The sequence below is a fragment of the Janthinobacterium sp. SUN026 genome, from assembly GCF_030397625.1.
Taxonomy (GTDB): Bacteria; Pseudomonadota; Gammaproteobacteria; order Burkholderiales; family Burkholderiaceae_D; genus Janthinobacterium; species Janthinobacterium kumbetense.
Genome location: NZ_JAPQNU010000001.1, coordinates 1649862 through 1668014, shown reverse-complemented (window position 1 = coordinate 1668014; position 18153 = coordinate 1649862). Strand labels below are relative to the sequence as shown.

Below are 18153 nucleotides of genomic sequence, written 5' to 3'. Positions count from 1 at the left end.
GTCATCCGGCCTGCGGTGGCGGGCCGGTATTCTCATCTACGACTTATCCCCAACGCATTACCACCAACAACACTACAAAACTGATGCCAGCCCCGATGGCCTGCTGCATTTCCGTGAACCCCGCCCACGCCAGGTTCACGTAGGCGGCCGTCAACAGCCCGATGAACAGGCGGTCGCCGCGCGTCGTCGGCATCGGCAGGAAACCTTTTCGTTCGATGCTGGGCGAACGGATTTGCCACACCGTCATGCCGGCCAGCATCAAGCCGATGCAAATGAAGAAGATGGCCACTTCCGGCGTCCACGCCATCCAGCCGAACAGGCTGGCAGTGCTATCGCTAGTATTTTCCATGTCACACCCTCCCCATCGCAAAACCCTTGGCAATGTAATGCCGCACGAACCAGATCACCAGCGCGCCAGGCACGATGGTCAGCACGCCGGCCGCCGCCAGCACGCCCCAGTCCATGCCGGCCGCCGACACGGTGCGCGTCATGGTGGCGGCAATGGGTTTGGCATTGACGGACGTCAAGGTGCGCGCCAATAACAGTTCCACCCAGCTGAACATGAAGCAAAAGAACGCCGTCACGCCCACGCCCGACTTGATCATCGGCAAGAAGATGCGGATGAAGAAACGGGGGAAGCTGTAGCCGTCGATATACGCCGTCTCGTCGATTTCCTTCGGCACGCCGGACATGAAGCCTTCCAAAATCCACACGGCCAGCGGCACATTGAAGACCATGTGCGCCAGCGCCACGGCCAGATGCGTATCCATCAAACCCACCGTCGAGTACAGCTGGAAGAACGGCACGAGGAAGACGGCGGGCGGCGTCATGCGGTTGGTCAAGAGCCAGAAGAACAGATGCTTGTCGCCCACAAAGTTGTAGCGCGAAAAGGCATACGCTGCCGGCAAGGCGACGGTGACAGACATCACCATGTTCAAGGCCACGTAAATCATGGAATTGATGTAGCCGCTGTACCAGGACCGGTCCGTAAAAATCGTGTGGTAGTTGGCGAACGTCAGTTGCTGGGGCCACAGGCTCAGTACGCCGACGATTTCCTCGTTGGTCTTGAGCGACATATTGAGCATCCAGTAGATGGGCAGCAAGGAGCCCAGCAGGAAGACGGTCAGGATGGCGCTGCTCATTTTCTTGTGCATCATTTCTGGTCTCCCGTGCCGACGCGCTGCATCCACGTGTACAACACAAAGCAGAACAGCAGGATGATGAGGAAATAGATCAGGGAAAACGCGGACGCCGGCCCCAGGTCGAACTGGCCCACGGCCTTCTGCGTCAGGTATTGCGACAAAAAGGTGGTCGCATTGCCGGGACCGCCGCCCGTCAGCACGAACGGTTCCGTGTAGATCATGAAACTGTCCATGAAGCGCAGCAACACGGCGATCATCAGCACATTGCGCAGTTTCGGCAGCTGGATGTAGCGGAACACGGCCAGGCGCGAGGCGCCGTCGATGCGCGCCGCCTGGTAATACGCGTCGGGAATGGCGCGCAAGCCCGCATAGCACAGCAGCACGACCAGCGGCGTCCAGTGCCAGATATCCATCACCATCACCGTCAGCCACGCGTCGAGCGAGTTGCCGTTGTAATTGTAGTCAAAGCCCAATTGATTCAAGGTGTAGCCCATCAGGCCGATGTCGCCGCGGCCAAAGATTTGCCAGATGGTGCCCACCACGTTCCAGGGAATCAGCAAGGGCAGCGCGATCAGCACCAGCGCCAGCGACGCCTTCCAGCCATCGGCCGGCATGCACAGGGCGATCAAGATGCCCAGCGGAATCTGGATCGCCAGCACGGAGCCGGAAAACAGCAGCTGGCGCAGCAAGGCGCTGTGCAAGTCGCCGTCCAGCATGACCATGCGGAACCACTCCGTGCCCACGAAAACCTTTTGCGTAGGGCTCAGAATATCCTGCACGGAATAGTTCACCACCGTCATCAGCGGCAGGATGGCGGAAAAGGCCACGCACAGCAGCACGGGCAAGATCAAAAGCCAGGCGCGGCGGTTGTTATCGGTTTTACCGTTATGTATCATCAGGCCACCCGCTTATCGTTGACATAGAACAAGGTACGTTGCGGCGGGAAGCGCAGCCGCACGGCATTCCCGGCCACCGCGTCGATGGTGCGCAGCTTGGCCGCCACCGTCGCGCCGCCCAGCTGGAATTCCGCCAGGTAATGCGTACCCATGTTGCGCACGGCCGTGACCGTGGCTTCCAGGCAATGGTCGCCCCCCTCTTCTCCCGGATACGCCTTGACGCACTCGACGAATTCGGGCCGCACGCCCACCGTGATTTTCCCTTGCGCCCCGGAAAGCGCCGCGCGGGCGGCGGCGGACACGGCCAGCGCCTGCCCCGCCACGCGCAAGCCGCCATCGTCCAGGGTGCAATCGAGCAAATTCATGCCCGGATTGCCGATGAAATAGCCGACAAACGTGTGTTCCGGTTCCTCGAACAGCGCTTGCGCGCTGCCCGTCTGCACTACCTCGCCCTGCGTCATGACGACCACCTGGTCGGCAAAGGTCAGCGCTTCCACCTGGTCGTGCGTGACGTAGATCAGGGACAATTTCAGTTCGTGGTGGATTTCCTTGAGTTTTCGGCGCAGCAGCCATTTCAGGTGCGGGTCGATCACCGTCAGCGGTTCGTCGAACAGCACGGCCGCCACGTCCGGGCGCACGAGGCCGCGGCCCAGCGAAATCTTTTGCTTGGCGTCCACGGACAAGCCGCTGGCGCGCAATTTCAAGTCGCCCGTCAATTCCAGCATCTGCGCCACCTGCTGCACGCGCTTTTTGACTTCCATCTCTTTCCAGCCGCGATTACGCAACGGAAAGGCCAGATTGTCGTGCACGGTCATGGTGTCGTAGATGACGGGAAACTGGAACACTTGCGCGATATTTCTCGCCTCGGTCGGCAGCTGCGTCACATCCTTGCCGTCGAACAGCACCTTGCCATGCGACGGTTTCACCAGACCGGAAATAATGTTGAGCAAGGTCGTCTTGCCGCAGCCGGACGGCCCCAGCAAGGCATACGCGCCGCCGTCATGCCATTCCATGCTCATGGGCCGCAGCGCATAATCGCTTGGCGCCGTCGGGTTCGGTTTATAGGCGTGGGCCAGGTCGACCAGTTCGATGCGCGCCATGTCAAGCTCCTCCTTGTTCTGGAGCAAACAGCAGCCCGCCGTCTTGCGCGAAGATCAGCAAGGCGTGCGGCTGGCAATACACGGTGCAGGCGCTGCCGATCTCCAGGTTGTGCACGCCGCCCAGCTGCGCCACCAGGGCCAGCTCGCCGCGGCGCGCATGCACATAGGTTTCCGAGCCGCTGATTTCCGCCAGGTCCACCTGCGCCGCGATGGGCACGTCGCCATCGGACTGGGGCGACAGATGCAGGCTGTGCGCGCGCACGCCGAGGATCACCTCCGTGCTGTCGCCCAGGCGGGCGCGCTGTGCGCCGCTCAGGTGGATGGCCAGGCCGTCGGCCGCCTGCGCCACGCCGTGCGCATCCACGCGCGCGGGGATCAGGTTGATGGGCGGATCGCTGAAGGTGCGCGCCACATCGATGGAATTGGGGGCGTTGAACACATCCAGGGTCGGTCCCTGCTGCAGCAGGCGGCCCTCGTGCAGCACGGCTACGTGGCCGCCCAGCTGCAGCGCTTCCAGCGGTTCCGTGGTGGCGTACACGACCGTCGTGCTGCCGCCGGAAAACAGTTCCGTCAATTCGCGGCGCAATTCCTCGCGCAATTTATAGTCGAGGTTGACGAGCGGTTCGTCGAGCAGCAGCAGCGACGCATCCTTGATCAGCGCGCGCCCCAGCGCCGTGCGCTGCTGCTGGCCGCCCGACAATTCTCCGGGCGTGCGCTGCAGATACGGCGTGATGTGCAGGCGCTCGGCCAGCGCGAGCACTTTCGTGCGGATCTGTTCCTCGGGTTCCTTGCGCAAGCGCAAAGGCGAAGCGATATTGTCGTAGACGGTGAAGGCCGGATAGTTGATGAATTGCTGGTACACCATGGCCAGGTTGCGTTTGCTGACGGGCACGCCCGTCACGTCGATGCCATCGGCCGTCACGGTGCCCCCGCTGGGCTTGTCCAGGCCCGCCATCACGCGCATCAGGGTCGTCTTGCCGGCACGCGTGGTGCCCAGCAAGACGTTGATGGCGCCCGGCACGAGGGCCAGCGACATCGGATATAAAAAGTCGTCAGCCCCCTGCTTCCTGCTGATCTTGTCCAGTACCAGTTGCACGCGCTTCTCCTCCAGTGATGGTTTCTTGTTCTTCGCCGCACCCTCTGCGGAGCGCGGTCGCCAACGTGTGCTGCTTACGGCTGCTGCTTATGACAACGGGTGCTGCAACAGCCAGGCGTCGAGCGTGTCCGCTGTATCGCGCGGCAGGTGCAGGCCCAGCTTGGAGCGCCGCCACAGGATGTCGGCCGCGCTGACGGCCCATTCATGGCGCCGCACATAATCGACTTCCGCCGCGTACAGGCCGGCGGCGATTTCCTCGCCCATGGCCGCCACATCCCTGCGCCCGGCGAGCAGCACGTGGATGCGCGTGCCGTAGGCGCGTGCATAGCGCGCCACCAGCGCCGCCGGCAGCCACGCGTACTCGCGCTGCAAGCCTTGCACGAACTGGCCGAACTCGCGCACGGACCGGTTCTGCGGCGTGCTGCCGAACACGTCGCCGCCGGGCAGGCAGGCGCTGGCTGTCCAGGCCGGCAGTGTATTGCCCAGCAAGGGCGCCAGCATGTCCATGGCTTCCTCGGCCAGCTTGCGGAAGGTGGTGATCTTGCCGCCAAAAACACTGAGCAGCGGCGCACCTTCCTGGTCCAGCTCGAAGCGGTAATCGCGCGTGACGGCCTTGGCGTCGGCCGCCGCATCTTCCACCAGCGGGCGCACGCCCGCATACGTCCAGACCACGTCGGCCGGCGAGATTGGCTTGCTGAAATAGTAACTGGAAAGCTCGCACAAGTAACGAATTTCCTCGTCATCGATTTCCACCTTGCCCGTGTCGCCGTGATAGTCGAGGTCAGTAGTGCCGATCAGGGTGAAATCGTGCTCGTACGGAATGGCAAACACGATGCGCCCGTCCGGATGCTGGAAGATGTAGGCATGATCATGCTCGAACAGGCGCTTGACGACGATATGGCTCCCCTTGATCAGGCGCAAATGCCGGCCCTGTCCACCGGGCGCGGCTTGCTGCAGGAACTCGGCCGTCCACGGCCCGGCCGCGTTGACGATGCTGCGCGCACGCACCGTGCTCTGCCGCCCGCTGGCGTGCTGCAAGGTGGCCAGCCAGGCAGCGTCCCCGCCCGCACCATCGCGTGACAGCGCCGTGCAGCGCGTCTGCGTCAGCACCTGCGCGCCCTTGTCCGCCGCGTCGATGGCGTTCAAGACCACCAGGCGCGCATCGTCGACCCAGCCATCGGAATACACGAAGCCCCGCTTGAACTCGGGTTTTAACGGTGTGCCGGCCGCGTGACGCGTCAGGTCGATGCCGCTGGAGGCAGGCAGGATTTCCCGCTTCGCCAGCATGTCGTAAAGGAACAGGCCGGCGCGTATCAGCCAGGCCGGGCGCTGGCCCTTGGCGTGCGGCATGACGAAGCGCAGCGGCCACATGATGTGCGGCGCCGAACGCAGCAGCACTTCGCGCTCGATCAGCGCCTTGCGCACGAGGCCGAATTCATAGTATTCGAGGTAGCGCAGGCCGCCGTGTATCAGCTTGGTGGACGCGGACGAGGTGTGCGCGGCCAGGTCGTCCTTTTCGCACAGCAGCACGGACAGGCCCCGTCCGGCCGCGTCGCGCGCGATGCCGGCGCCATTGATGCCGCCGCCGACCACCAGCACGTCGTATGCCATCGCTGTCTCCACACCTTGCTGTGCTGCGGCCATCGGGACTCCGTGTCTGTCGGGGAAAGGGCGGCGAGGAAAGACTAGGCATCGCCGGCGACTGTCGTTAAGATCACCATCTAATAATACGCATGCAATATGAATAAGATACGCCAGAATGCGAACTCATAGCAACATATTTTCATCACTATTTGTTCGTTTCTGTTCGTTTTTGATTTTTAAAGAGACAAGCCCATGATTTTGAATCCCCGCCAGCGCCGCCTGCTCGAAGTGGTGCGCCAGAAGGTCACCATGTCCGTCGAAGAGCTGGCCCAGCAGTTGGGCGTGACGCCGCAAACCGTGCGCCGCGACGTCAAGCAGATGGAAGAAGCGCGCCTGCTGGCCCGCTACCACGGCGGGGTCGGCTTGCCCTCGTCCGTGGAAAACATCGATTACAGCCAGCGGCAAGTGTTCAACAGCGAGGCCAAGCGGCGCATCGCCGCCGCCGTCGCCGCGCAAGTGCCGCACGGCTGCTCGCTCCTGATCAATATCGGCACGACGACCGAGGAGGTGGCGCGCGCGCTGGGCCGGCACACGGGCTTGCACGTGGTGACGAACAACCTGAACGTGGCCGCCATCCTGGCCGACAACGCCGCCTGCGAAGTCATCGTGGCCGGCGGCGTGGTGCGCGGGCGCGACCGCGGCATCGTCGGCGAAGCCACCATCGACTTCATCCGCCAGTTCAAGGTCGACATCGGCATCATCGGCATTTCCAGCATCGACGAGGATGGCAGCCTGCGCGACTTCGACGCGCGCGAAGTGAAGGTGGCGCAAGCCATCATCGAGCAGTCGCGCGAAGTGTGGCTGGTGGCCGACCAGCACAAATTCGGCCGCAAGGCGCTGGTGCGGCTGGCCGACCTGGCGCAAGTCGATATCCTGTTTACGGATGCGCCGCCGCCGCCCCGCTTTGCCGAAGTACTGCGCGAAGCGGGCGTGAAGGTGGTGCTGGCCTGAGCGGACCGCATTTCTGCATCAAAACCTCGCACTGTCGCGTGGGCAATACGTCGTATGTGGGCAAGCACACGGAATGATATGAAATATTTATCAATTCGGCAAAAATCCTGTTACCATTGATGCAACATGAGTTATTTTTTTAATCTTCCTCTCTGGCAATACGATTATTCGCTTGATATTGTTTTTTATACATCCAGAGCAAGAAAAAAGGAAAAACTCTTTTGCCGGTAAGTGATTTCCTGTGAAAACAGTGTTAGAAATACCTCAAGCACGATGATTGTTCCCAAACAAACCACTCGACAGCAAGCGTGAAGGCCTTAACCATGCCGGCAACGCCGCCCAGTGAAGGAAAAGAAATGAGCCATAATTTTGAAACGGCCGCCATGCCGCAAGCCGCCCACCCGAACAGCGTCCCCGTCAGCGAGCTGGAAGCCCATCTCGGTTACTGGCTGCGTTTCGTCTCCAACCACGTTTCCCACAGCTTCCAGAAAAAAGCCGAGGCCAATGGCGTGACGGTCTCCGAATGGGTGGTGCTGCGCGAAATGTTCCGCCTGGGCTGCACCTCGCCCACGGTGCTGGCGCAAGTGTCCGGCATGAGCAAGGGCGCCGTATCGAAACTGATCGACCGCCTGGAAAGCAAGGGCATGGTCAGCAAGTCGATCCTGCTGGCCGACCGCCGCCAGCATTCGATCGAACTGACCACGGAAGGCGAGGCGCTGGTGCCCGTGCTGGCCGGGATGGCCGACCAGAACGACGAGGAATTCTTCGGCAAGCTGCCGCGCCAGCTGCGCGACGACCTGCTCGAAGCGATGAAGGAAGTGGCGCGCACGCACCAGCTCAAGAACGCCCCGCTGAACTAGCAGCAGTCATGTATCAGCAAGGGTGACGCGGTGGCGCGGGCGCTTCGGCTATGATGCTGGCCTGACCGTTTACCAGGAACCCGCATGGCCCTGCACATCGAAACTCCCTTGCTCAACTCGCGCGCCCTGAGCCTGCACAGCGAACGCGCCATCTGGCTCAAGCTCGAAGCCTTGCAGCCGCCCGGCTCCTTCAAGATCCGCGGCATCGGCCTCGCCTGCGAAGAATACGCGCGGCGCGGCGCCAGCCGTTTCATATCCTCTTCCGGCGGCAATGCCGGCATCGCCGTCGCCTATGCGGGACGCCAGCTGGGCATCCCCGTCATCGTCGTCGTGCCGGAAACGACCAGCGAACGGGCCAGGGCCCTGATCGCGCAGGAAGGCGCCGAAGTCATCGTGCACGGCGCCGCGTGGCAGGAAGCGAATGCGCTGGCGCAGTCGATGCTCACGCCGCAAGACGCCTTTTTGCATCCGTTCGACGACCCGCTGCTGTGGCAGGGCCACGCCGGCATGATCGATGAAGTGGCTCGCGCGGGCCTGAAGCCGGACGCCGTGGTGCTGTCGGTGGGCGGCGGCGGCCTGCTGGCCGGCGTGGCCGAAGGATTGCAACGCAATGGCTGGGATGACGTGGCCCTGGTGGCCGTGGAAACGCAAGGCGCCGCGTCGCTGGCGGCGGCCGTGGCCGCGCACGAACACGTGGCCCTGCCGGCCGTGAGCAGCATCGCCACGTCGCTGGCCGCGCGCCAGGTCTGCGCGCAGGCGTTTGCCATCAGCCAGACGCGCCTGCTGCACAGCGTGATGGTGTCGGACCGGGCCGCCGTCGACGCCTGCCAGCGCTTCATCACCGACCAGCGCCTGGTGGTGGAGCCGGCCTGCGGCGCGGCGCTGGCGGCCGTCTACGGCAAGGCGCCGGAACTGGCGCCCTACCGCAAGGTGCTCGTCATCGTCTGCGGCGGCGTGACGGCCACCACGCAGCAGCTCGACCACTGGACTGCCACCCTGTAAGTAAAACCTACGGCGCCGCCTCGAGCAGCGCCACGCCGTCGCGGCCCTGCCCCTTGGCGGCATACAGGGCCTGGTCGGCCAGGTCCAGCAACTGCGCCGGCGTCAGCGCGCCTTCGCGGAAGATGGCGATGCCGATGCTGGTCGTCACCGGCAGCGGGCCGCTGGCCAGCTCGAAGGGCTGGCGGATGGCGTCGATGATCTTGGCTCCGACCTGGCGCACTTCCGCCGCGCCGTTCACGCCTTCGAGTATGATCACGAATTCATCGCCGGCCAGGCGCGCCACCAGATCGCTGGCGCGCACGCTGCGCACCAGGCGCGCGGCGAATTCCTTCAGCACTTCGTCACCCGCCTTGTGTCCCAGGCTGTCGTTGATGGCCTTGAAACGGTCGATATCGAGATAGGCCAGCGCCATCGGCGCGCGCGCGGCCCGCGTGCGCTGCATGCTTTGCGCCAGCTGCTCGTCGAAGCGGCGCCGGTTGGCGATGCCCGTCAGGGTATCGGTGGCGGCGGCAAACTGCAGCGCCGTATGCACCGCCTTGGTCTTGGTGATTTCGTGGATCAGGCCATACACGCCTTCCACCGCGCCGCTCTCGCCCACGTCCGGCACGTAACTGGTCTGGAAGGCGCGCGGGCCGGCCTCCCCTTCGCCGCCGATGGTAAATTCATATTCAACCTCCTCGCCCGCGAAAGCGCGCCGCAGGTAGGCTTCGCGCAATTGATACGCCTCTTCGCCGAGCACGTCGCGGATCGACTGCATCAGGCTTTCCCGCTGCGACCTGCCGAACCATTTTTCAAACGTGGCGTTGATGAACTGGTAGCGGTGCTCGCGGTCGATATACACGATCACCACGGGCACATGGTCCGTCAGCAGTTTCAGGCGCCGCTCGCTGCCGCGCGTCTGCGCCTCGGCGATTTCGCGCTCGGCCACCAGCGAGTAAAAGTCGCGGCTCAAGTCGCCGATCTCGTCGCGCCGCTCGATTTGCAGCACATCGATGCCCAGGCGATGACGGCGGATCTCATGCACCTGGTGGCGCAAGCGCGCCAAAGGCTGCAACAGTCGCAGCACCACGCGCCAGCCGGCCAGGCCCGCCAACGCTGCCAGCAGCACGGCGGCCAGCAGGATCTTGCTGCGGATGGCGTGCAGCGGCGCGAACGCGTCGCTCATGGGATAGACGGAAGCCAGTATCCAGTCCGTCGAGGCGATGCGGTGGTAGGCAAACAGGGCATCGACGCCTTGCGAGGTGGTGCCCGTCAGCCAGCCCTCGAAACCCTGCATGGCGCGCCGCGTCGGTATGCTGATCGGGCCATGCGCTTCGATATGCTGCATGATGCGCGACTTGTCGGGATGCTCGACGATCACGCCTGCGCTGGTCATGATGTACAGGTAGCCGCCCGGACCCGGCTTGAGCGCGCCCAGGCGCCCCAGGAAATCGGGCTTGCGCAGGTTCACGCTGGCCGCCAGCACATAGCGCACGCCGCCCTGCGCGTCGAACACGGGCTGGGTCACCACGACGATGGGCATGCCGGAAATGCTGCCGTTGAGCGGCGCCGAAATCACCGAGCGCCGCGTCGCCAGCGTCTGTTCGAAGTATGGACGGCCCTTGACGTTCAACCCCGCCTGCGGCTTGAAGGGACTCACGCTGGCCAGGACAACGCCGTCGATGCCGACCACGCCGGCCGAATAAAACTCCTTGCTCAGCACCGTTTGCGCGGCCAGGAAGCGCTGCAGGCTGGCGCCGTCGTGCGCGCCGCTGGCCGCCAGGCTGTCCGCCATCGCGCGCAGCACATTGCGCTTCGCGTCGAGTTCTTCATCGATGAAGACGGCGGCGCTGGACAGCGATACGTACTGCTGGCGCCCCGTCACGTCGCGCATACCGCGCTCGGCCACGGCCAGGGTGGCCAGCGCCAGCGAGGCGACCGCGCCCAGCACGAGCAGGAAGACGACCACGCTCATGCGCGCCTTCAGGCTGGCGGGCAAGTGCCGGCGCAGCCATTTGCGCCAGGTCGTCACGGCCGCTGCTGCAAATGCCGGCACAGACGCCCGACCGACTCTTCCAGCGCCAGGGCGCCCGTGTCGAGGGTCAGCGCGGCCGCCAGCGGCGCTTCGTAGGGGGCGGACACGCCCGTGAATTCGGCGATCTGCCCCGCGCGCGCCTTCGCGTACAAGCCCTTGACGTCGCGCGCCTCGCACACGGCCAGCGGGGTGCTGACGTGGACTTCGATGAAATGCGCCATGCCGATGATGGCGGCGGCCATGGCCCGGTCGGCGCGGCTGGGCGAAATGAAGGCGGCGATGACGGTCAAGTCCGCGCCGTTCATCAGACGCGCCACTTCGGCCACGCGGCGGATGTTTTCATGCCGGTCTTCGGGCGTAAAACCCAGGTCGCGGTTCAAGCCATGGCGCAGCTGGTCGCCGTCGAGCACCGCCACGGCGCGGCCCTGCGCCTTCAGCGCCTGCGCCAGCGACAGGGCGATACTGGTCTTGCCGGCGCCGCTCAAGCCCGTCAGCCAGACCGTCGGGTGGTGTACTGCTGTCATCACACTGCCTCTCTGTTATAGAGCTGGCAATATAACAAAGCCGTGCCGGAAAGGACAGATTTTCAGGCCGCGCTGCGCGCCTCAAGCAGCAACTGTCGTATCTCCGGTACGCAGGAGCCGCAATTGCCGCCCGCCTTGACGCAGGCCGTCACCTGCGCCGTCGTCGTCAGCTTCTGCTCCACGATGGCCGCGCATATGGTGTTGCGCCCCACGCCGAAGCACGAACACACGGTGGGACCGGCGTCCATGCCCTTGCCGATGGGCTGGCCCAGCAGCACGCCGGCGCGGTCGGCCGCATCGAGCTGCGCGTGCGCAAACAGGCCAGCCAGCCAGCTGCGCGACGGCAGATCGGGACGGGGCGACACATACACGCATTGCGCGATGCGCCCCTCGTCCAGGTGCACGGCGCGGTACACGCCCGCGCTGGCATCCGCATAATCGAGCCAGTCGGCATTCTCGTCCGTCACGCCCAGCAGCGCGCGCGCCCAGGCGCCCAGGTCCTCGATGCGCTGGCGGCCGGCCAGTTCGTAGCGCAGGAATTGCTCGCCCTGGATGCGCGTCCAGTGCGCCACGCCGTCCAGGTTCAAGGGCGTGCGGCTCAGGACAAACGCATGCCAGTGCACGCGGAATTGCTCGATGCGCACGGGCGTGTGCTTGAATTCCGGTTCGCCCGAGACGGGGTCGACGACCGGATTGACGACGGCGCCCACGCGCGCGTCGGACGCATTCGCGTCGCTCCAGTGGATGGGCACGAAGACCTGGCCACGCGCGATGCCGCCGCCATGCACGACGCGCGCCACCATCGCGCCCCAGGCGCTGGAAATGCGCGCCAGTTCGCCTTCGCGCACGCTGTACAGCAGCGCATCCTGCGGGTGGAGGTCGATGAAGGCCTCGGCAATATGCCCCGACAGTTTCGCCGCCTTGCCCGTGCGCGTCATCGTATGCCACTGGTCGCGCACCCGGCCCGTATTCAGGATCAGCGGATAATCTTCGTCGGGCATGTTGCGCGGCGCGCGCGGCGCCGTGGGCACGAAACGCGCGCGCCCGTCCGCATGCGCGAAGCGCCCGTCGCCGAACAGGCGCGCCTGGCCCTGCGGCCACTGCTGCGGCGCCAGGGTGTCGTATTGCGTGGCGCTCAGCGCCGCCAGGTGCGACAGATTGAACAGGCGCTGTGTGGCCCCTTCGTTACGGAAGGCGGACAGGCGCGCGTGTTCGTCGAAAATGGCCTGCGGCGACGCGAAATAGAAGCCGGCATAACCCATGCGTCGCGCCACGTCGCACAGCACGTCCCAGTCGGCGCGCGCTTCGCCGGGCGCCGGCAGAAACGCCCGCTGGCGCGAGATGCGGCGCTCGGAATTGGTCACCGTGCCATCCTTTTCGCCCCAGCCCAGGGCCGGCAGCAGCACGTCGGCATGGACGTTCGTGTCCGAGCCGGCGCTGATGTCCGACACCACCACCAGTTCGCACTTGGCCAGCGCGCGGCGCACCTGGTCCGCGTCCGGCATGCTGACCAGCGGATTGGTGGCGATGATCCACACGGCCTTGACCTTCCCGGATTCGATCGCGTGGAACAGTTCCACGGCCTTCAGGCCAGGCTTGCTTGCCATGCGCGGCGAGTCCCAGAAGGTTTGTACGACCTCGCGGTGCAGCGGCTTGTCCAGCTCCAGGTGCGCGGCCAGCATGTTGGCCAGGCCGCCCACTTCGCGCCCGCCCATGGCATTCGGCTGGCCCGTGAGGGAAAACGGCCCCATGCCGGGCTGGCCGATGCGTCCCGTCGCCAGATGGCAGTTGATGATGCTGTTGACCTTGTCCGTGCCGCTCGATGACTGGTTCACGCCCTGGGAAAACGCGGTGACGACCTTGCGCGTGGCGGCAAACGCCTGGTAAAACGCCAGCAAGGCGTGCGGGTCGACCTTGCAGATGGCCGCCACCTGCAAGGGGTCGCGGCAATCCACGTGGGCGGCCGCCAGCGCGTCGTCGAGGCCCGCACTGTGCTGCGTGACGAAAGCGTCGTCGATCGCGCCTTCCCGCGCCAGATAGCACAGCAAGCCGTTGAACAGCCACACGTCGGTGCCCGGTTTCACGGGCAGGTGCAGGTCGGCCAGCTCGCAGGTGGCCGTGCGGCGCGGGTCGATCACCACCAGTTTCATGTGCGGCCGGTTTTCGCGGATGCGGGCGATGCGCTGGAACAGGATCGGGTGGCACCAGGCCGTGTTCGAGCCCACCAGCACCACCATGTCGGCCAGTTCCAGGTCGTCATAGCAGCCGGGCACGATATCCTCGCCGAACGCGCGCTTGTGGCCCGCCACGGCCGACGACATGCAAAGACGAGAATTGGTGTCGATATTCGCGCTGCCCACGTAACCCTTCATGAATTTGTTGGCAACATAATAATCTTCCGTCAGCAGCTGGCCCGAGACATACAGGGCCACGGCGTCGGAGCCGTGCTCGGCGATGATGGCGCGCAAGCCGCCGGCCACCTGGTCCAGCGCAGCGTCCCAGGAAGCGCGCCGCAGCACGCCGTCGACGCGCACCTGCGGCTGCAGCAGGCGCTGGTCCAGGTCCAGGGTGTCGCCCAGCGCCGAGCCTTTCACGCACAGGCGGCCCTGGTTGGCCGGGTGGGCCGTGTCGCCGGCGATGCGGATGGCGCCGTCGGGCAGGCGTGTCGCTTCCACGCCGCAGCCGACGCCGCAGTACGGGCAAGTGGTTTTCACGGGCGTGCAGCTAGTCATGAAAGTATCCTGTTGGTCGCTGTCAGGCGGCCAGGGCGCACAGCGCCTGGCCAAACAATAAATGGGCGCGCAGCTTGCTGATGTCGCGGCGCTGCTGGATCAGGTCGAAATACCAGGGACCGTCCTGCACGTCGCCATACAGCACGGCGCCGGCCAGGCGGCTGCCCTGCACCACCAGGCGCTTGTAGACGCCGCGGCGCGGATCGCGCAGCACCAGGTCTTCGCTGCCTTCGCCGCCGATGATGTCGCCGGCCGAATACAGGTCGATGCCCGTCACTTTCAATTTGGTGGCGCTGGCCTGCTGCACGTAGCGGCGGTGGCCCGCGCCGGCCAGGTGCGCGCCGCACACGCGCGCCTGTTCCCAGATGGGCGCCACCAGGCCGAAGGTGGCGCGCCGGTGCTGCACGCATTCGCCCACGGCGTACACGCGCGGGTCATAGCTTTGCAGGCAATCGTCGACGACGATGGCCCGCTCGCAGTGCAGGCCGGCCGCTTGCGCCAGGGCGATGTTAGGACGCACGCCGGCCGTCATCACCACCAGGTCGGCGGGAATGCTGCTGCCGTCCGCAAACTGCACGCCTTCCACGCGGGTGCTGCCCAGAATGGAGGATGTTTGCGCCTGCATCAGGAAACGCAGGCCGCGCGCTTCCAGCGCCGTTTTCAGCAGCATCGAGGCGGGTGCGTCCAGCTGCTGGTTCATCAGGGCGCCGCTCATGTGCACCACCGTGACGTCCATGCCCTGGCGCTGCAAGCCGTTGGCCGCTTCCAGCCCCAGCAAGCCGCCGCCGATGACCACCGCGTGGCGGTGCGTGCGCGCCGCCTGCAGCATGGTGTCGACGTCGCTGATATCGCGAAAACCGATCACGCCGGGCAGCGCGTGGCCCGGCACGGGCACGATGAAGGGCGTGGAACCGGTGGCCAGCAGCAGGCGGTCATAGGCAACCGTGATGCCGGACAGCGCTTGTACCGTGCGCGCCTGGCGGTCGATGCGCACGACGGGGTCGCCCGCGTGCAGGGTGATGTCGTTGTGCGCATACCAGTCGCGCGTATGCAGCATGATATCGTCCACCGTTTTTTCGCCGGCCAGCACGGGAGACAGCAGGATGCGGTTGTAATTGCCGTGCGGCTCGGCGCCGAACACGGTGATGTCGTACAGGTCCGGCGCGAGTTTCAAGAGTTCCTCGACCGTGCGCATGCCGGCCATGCCGTTGCCGACGACGACCAGCGAGGGACGCGCAGTGGCCCTGACTGGCGGATTCACAGGGCCACCCACACCATGTCCGCAAACACGCGCGCCGGCCAGGCGGCGACCGAGTGTTCCGGCGCTTCGATGCACTCGCCGCTGGCCAGGTCGAAATGCTGCTTGTAGATGGGCGAGGCGACGACGACGCGCTCGCCGATACTGCCCACGAGGCCCCGCGACAGCACGGAAGCGCCCGCGTTCGGGTCGATATTGTCGATGGCGTACACGCGCGGCGCGGCATCGCCGACGCGGAACACGGCCACGTGGCGCCCATTGAGCAAGGCGCACACGCCAGTGTCGGGCACGATGTCGGTCAAGGGGCAGATGGCCACCCAGTTGTCGGCGGTGGCGCCGGAAAGTTCATTCATCGCATTCATGGCTCAAGCCTCCACGGCAAGGATGGGGATCACGGTGCCGCGGCGTTCGTCAAGCGTGGCGGGCCGGATCTGGCCCCGCTCTTCGACGAACACCACGTTTTCATCGTTCTTTTCGCTGTTGACGAAATGGCGGAAACGCTGGCGCACGGCGGGGTCCGTGACGGCCGCTTTCCATTCGCACGCATAGGTGTCGACCACGTGCTGCATGTCCGCCTCCAGTTCGTGGGCGATGCCCAGGCGGTCGGCCACGACGACGGACTTCAGATAATCGAGGCCCCCTTCCAGGTTGTCGCGCCACACGCTGGTGCGCTGCAGGCGGTCGGCCGTGCGCACGTAAAACATCAGGAAGCGGTCGACGTAGCGCACCAGGGTGGCTTCGTCGAGATCAGACGCCAGCAATTCCGCATGGCGCGGTTTCATGCCGCCATTGCCGCACACGTACAGATTCCAGCCCTTTTCCGTGGCGATCAGGCCGATATCCTTGCCTTGCGCCTCGGCGCATTCGCGCGTGCAGCCGGAAACGCCGAACTTGATCTTGTGCGGCGTGCGCAAGCCCTTGTAGCGGTTTTCCAGCTGGATGGCAAAGCCCAGGCTGTCGGCCACGCCGTAGCGGCACCAGGTAGAGCCGACGCAAGATTTGACCGTGCGCAAGGATTTGCCGTAGGCGTGACCCGACTCGAAGCCGGCCGCGATCAGTTCTTCCCAGATGGCTGGCAACTGGTCGACGCGTGCGCCGAACAGGTCGACCCGCTGGCCACCCGTGATTTTCGTGTAGAGACCGTATTTTTTCGCCACCATGCCCACGGCGATCAAGCCGTCGGCCGTCACTTCGCCGCCCGGCATGCGCGGTACGACGGAGTAGGTACCATCCTTCTGAATATTGCCAAGGAAATAATCATTACTGTCCTGCAAGCTGGCGTGCACGGGAGACAGGACGAAATCGTTCCAGCACGATGCCAGGATGTTTGCCGCCACGGGCTTGCACACGTCGCAACCCAAACCCTGGCCATGCGCGCCCAGGAGTGCGCCGAAGCTGCGGATCTTGCCCACGCGCACCAAGTGGTGCAGCTCCTGGCGCGAGTACGCAAAGTGTTCGCACACGTGGTTGTTGACTGCCAGGCCCTGCTTCTGCATTTCCGCCTTCATGATCTGCGTCACGAGCGGCACGCAGCCGCCGCAGGCCGTCCCCGCTTTCGTGCAGCTTTTCAGCGCGGCTATGGTGGTGGCGCCCCCGGCGACGGCCGCGCACAGCGCGCCCTTCGACACGTCGTTGCACGAGCAGATCTGCGCCGATTCGGGCAAGGCATCCACGCCCAGGCCGATCTTTTGCTGGCCGTCCGCCTGCGGCAGGATCAGGAATTCGGGCGATGCCGGCAGCTCTATCTTGTTGAGCATCATCTGCAGCAAGGTGCCGTATTCGCTGGCGTCGCCCACCATCACGCCGCCCAGCAGGTACTTGCCGCAGTCGGAAACGACGATTTTCTTGTAGATCTGCTTGCGCTCGTCCATGAACTGGTAGGAGCGGCTGCCCGGCGCATTGCCGTGCGGGTCGCCCAGGCTGGCCACGTCCACGCCCATCAATTTGAGCTTGGTGCTCATGTCGGCGCCCTTGAACGACGCTTCGCCCGCTTCTCCTTCCTCCTCCTGCAGTACATGGCGCGCCGCGATGCGTGCCATTTCATAGCCGGGCGCCACCAGGCCGAACACCAGGCCGCCCCACAGCGCGCATTCGCCGATCGCGTAGATGTCCGGGTCGGAGGTGACGCAGCTGTCGTCGATGGCGATGCCGCCCCGTGGCCCCACCTCCAGGCCGCAGGCGCGCGCCAGCTCGTCGCGGGGGCGGATGCCGGCCGAGAAGACGATCATGTCCGCTTCCAGGTGGCTGCCGTCGGCGAACTGCATGCGGTGCGTGGCCGCTTCGCCGTCGACGATGGCCAAGGTATTCTTTTGCGTGTGCACGGTCACGCCCAGTTCCTCGATCTTGCGGCGCAGGACGCGCGCGCCGCCTTCATCGACCTGCACGGCCATCAGGCGCGGCGCGAATTCCACCACGTGGGTGTCCAGCTTCAAATCGCGCAAGGCCTTCGCGCATTCGAGGCCCAAGAGCCCGCCGCCGATCACCACGCCCGTGCGGGACTTGCCGCCCCAGGCCAGCATGGCTTCCAGGTCTTCGATGGTGCGGTAGACGAAGCAGCCGTCGCGCTCCTTGCCCGGCAGCGGCGGCACGAACGGCGTCGAGCCGGTGGCGAACACGAGTTTGTCGTAGATCAAGACTTCGCCCGTGCTGGCCGTGACGGTTTTCGCCGCGCGGTCGATGGACACGGCCCGCGCATTGAGCTTCAGCACGACGTTGCCCTTGTCGAAGAAGCCGGGCGCCACCAGCGACAGGTCCTCGGCCGATTTGCCGCTGAAAAATTCCGACAGGTGCACCCTGTCATAGGCGGGGCGCGGCTCTTCGCACAGCACGGTGACGTGCAGGTGCGGCGCGTTTTCCAGGGCCAGGCGTTCGAGGAATTTATGCCCGACCATGCCATGGCCAAGGACGACGATGTTCAAGGGGTGGTTCATTGCT

At 65.0% G+C, this 18153-nt stretch carries 15 protein-coding genes; 3 read left to right on the top strand and 12 right to left on the bottom strand.

Going from position 1 to position 18153, the window contains the following annotated elements; translation table 11 throughout:
• Positions 1-43: 43 nt before the first annotated feature.
• The 6 genes from OX459_RS07575 to glpD form a co-directional block, all read right to left on the bottom strand.
• Complete coding sequence (locus OX459_RS07575; protein WP_099378823.1) at positions 44-319, bottom strand: DUF2160 domain-containing protein; 276 nt, start codon at positions 317-319, stop codon at positions 44-46.
• A 31-nt stretch (positions 320-350) separates the two neighbouring features.
• Entirely contained in the window at positions 351-1154 is an 804-nt protein-coding gene (locus OX459_RS07570; protein ID WP_215409883.1) for a carbohydrate ABC transporter permease, read from the bottom strand.
• Positions 1154-2038 (bottom strand): sugar ABC transporter permease, encoded by an 885-nt coding sequence (locus OX459_RS07565; RefSeq protein ID WP_034754965.1) that lies wholly within the window; start codon positions 2036-2038, stop codon positions 1154-1156. The genes OX459_RS07570 and OX459_RS07565 overlap by 1 nt, the downstream gene beginning before the upstream one ends.
• Complete coding sequence (locus OX459_RS07560; RefSeq protein WP_289904432.1) at positions 2038-3138, bottom strand: ABC transporter ATP-binding protein; 1101 nt, start codon at positions 3136-3138, stop codon at positions 2038-2040. Before OX459_RS07560 ends, OX459_RS07565 begins: the two co-directional genes overlap by 1 nt.
• Before the next feature lies 1 nt (position 3139).
• Positions 3140-4234, bottom strand: coding sequence for an ABC transporter ATP-binding protein (locus OX459_RS07555; RefSeq protein ID WP_289904431.1), 1095 nt, complete (start codon positions 4232-4234; stop codon positions 3140-3142).
• An 87-nt stretch (positions 4235-4321) separates the two neighbouring features.
• A complete protein-coding gene (gene glpD / locus OX459_RS07550) occupies positions 4322-5845 on the bottom strand; it encodes a glycerol-3-phosphate dehydrogenase (protein ID WP_289904430.1) in 1524 nt (507 codons plus the stop codon).
• 225 nt (positions 5846-6070) lie between these two features.
• Here glpD and OX459_RS07545 point away from each other — a divergent pair, with 225 nt between their 5' ends.
• The 3 genes from OX459_RS07545 to OX459_RS07535 all read left to right on the top strand — a co-directional run bounded on the left by OX459_RS07545 (position 6071) and on the right by OX459_RS07535 (position 8691).
• On the top strand, positions 6071-6829 hold the full coding sequence (locus tag OX459_RS07545; RefSeq protein ID WP_180278743.1) for a DeoR/GlpR family DNA-binding transcription regulator: 759 nt from the start codon (positions 6071-6073) through the stop codon (positions 6827-6829).
• A 356-nt stretch (positions 6830-7185) separates the two neighbouring features.
• Positions 7186-7689, top strand: a complete 504-nt coding sequence (locus OX459_RS07540; RefSeq protein WP_077406479.1) for a MarR family transcriptional regulator — start codon at positions 7186-7188, stop codon at positions 7687-7689.
• 84 nt (positions 7690-7773) lie between these two features.
• Positions 7774-8691, top strand: coding sequence for a pyridoxal-phosphate dependent enzyme (locus tag OX459_RS07535; protein ID WP_289904429.1), 918 nt, complete (start codon positions 7774-7776; stop codon positions 8689-8691).
• Positions 8692-8698: 7 nt separating this feature from the next.
• Here OX459_RS07535 and OX459_RS07530 read toward each other — a convergent pair whose 3' ends face one another.
• The 6 genes from OX459_RS07530 to nirB form a co-directional block, all read right to left on the bottom strand.
• A complete protein-coding gene (locus tag OX459_RS07530) occupies positions 8699-10702 on the bottom strand; it encodes a diguanylate cyclase (RefSeq protein WP_289904428.1) in 2004 nt (667 codons plus the stop codon).
• A complete protein-coding gene (cysC, locus tag OX459_RS07525) occupies positions 10699-11229 on the bottom strand; it encodes an adenylyl-sulfate kinase (protein WP_289904427.1) in 531 nt (176 codons plus the stop codon). The genes OX459_RS07530 and cysC overlap by 4 nt, the downstream gene beginning before the upstream one ends.
• A gap of 62 nt (positions 11230-11291) precedes the next feature.
• A complete protein-coding gene (locus OX459_RS07520) occupies positions 11292-13961 on the bottom strand; it encodes a nitrate reductase (protein ID WP_289904426.1) in 2670 nt (889 codons plus the stop codon).
• Positions 13962-13983: 22 nt separating this feature from the next.
• Entirely contained in the window at positions 13984-15222 is a 1239-nt protein-coding gene (locus OX459_RS07515; RefSeq protein WP_289904425.1) for an FAD-dependent oxidoreductase, read from the bottom strand.
• A complete protein-coding gene (gene nirD / locus OX459_RS07510; RefSeq protein WP_099667321.1) occupies positions 15219-15572 on the bottom strand; it encodes a nitrite reductase small subunit NirD in 354 nt (117 codons plus the stop codon). The genes OX459_RS07515 and nirD overlap by 4 nt, the downstream gene beginning before the upstream one ends.
• Positions 15573-15584: 12 nt before the next feature.
• A complete protein-coding gene (gene nirB / locus OX459_RS07505; RefSeq protein WP_289904424.1) occupies positions 15585-18149 on the bottom strand; it encodes a nitrite reductase large subunit NirB in 2565 nt (854 codons plus the stop codon).
• Positions 18150-18153: the final 4 nt, after the last annotated feature.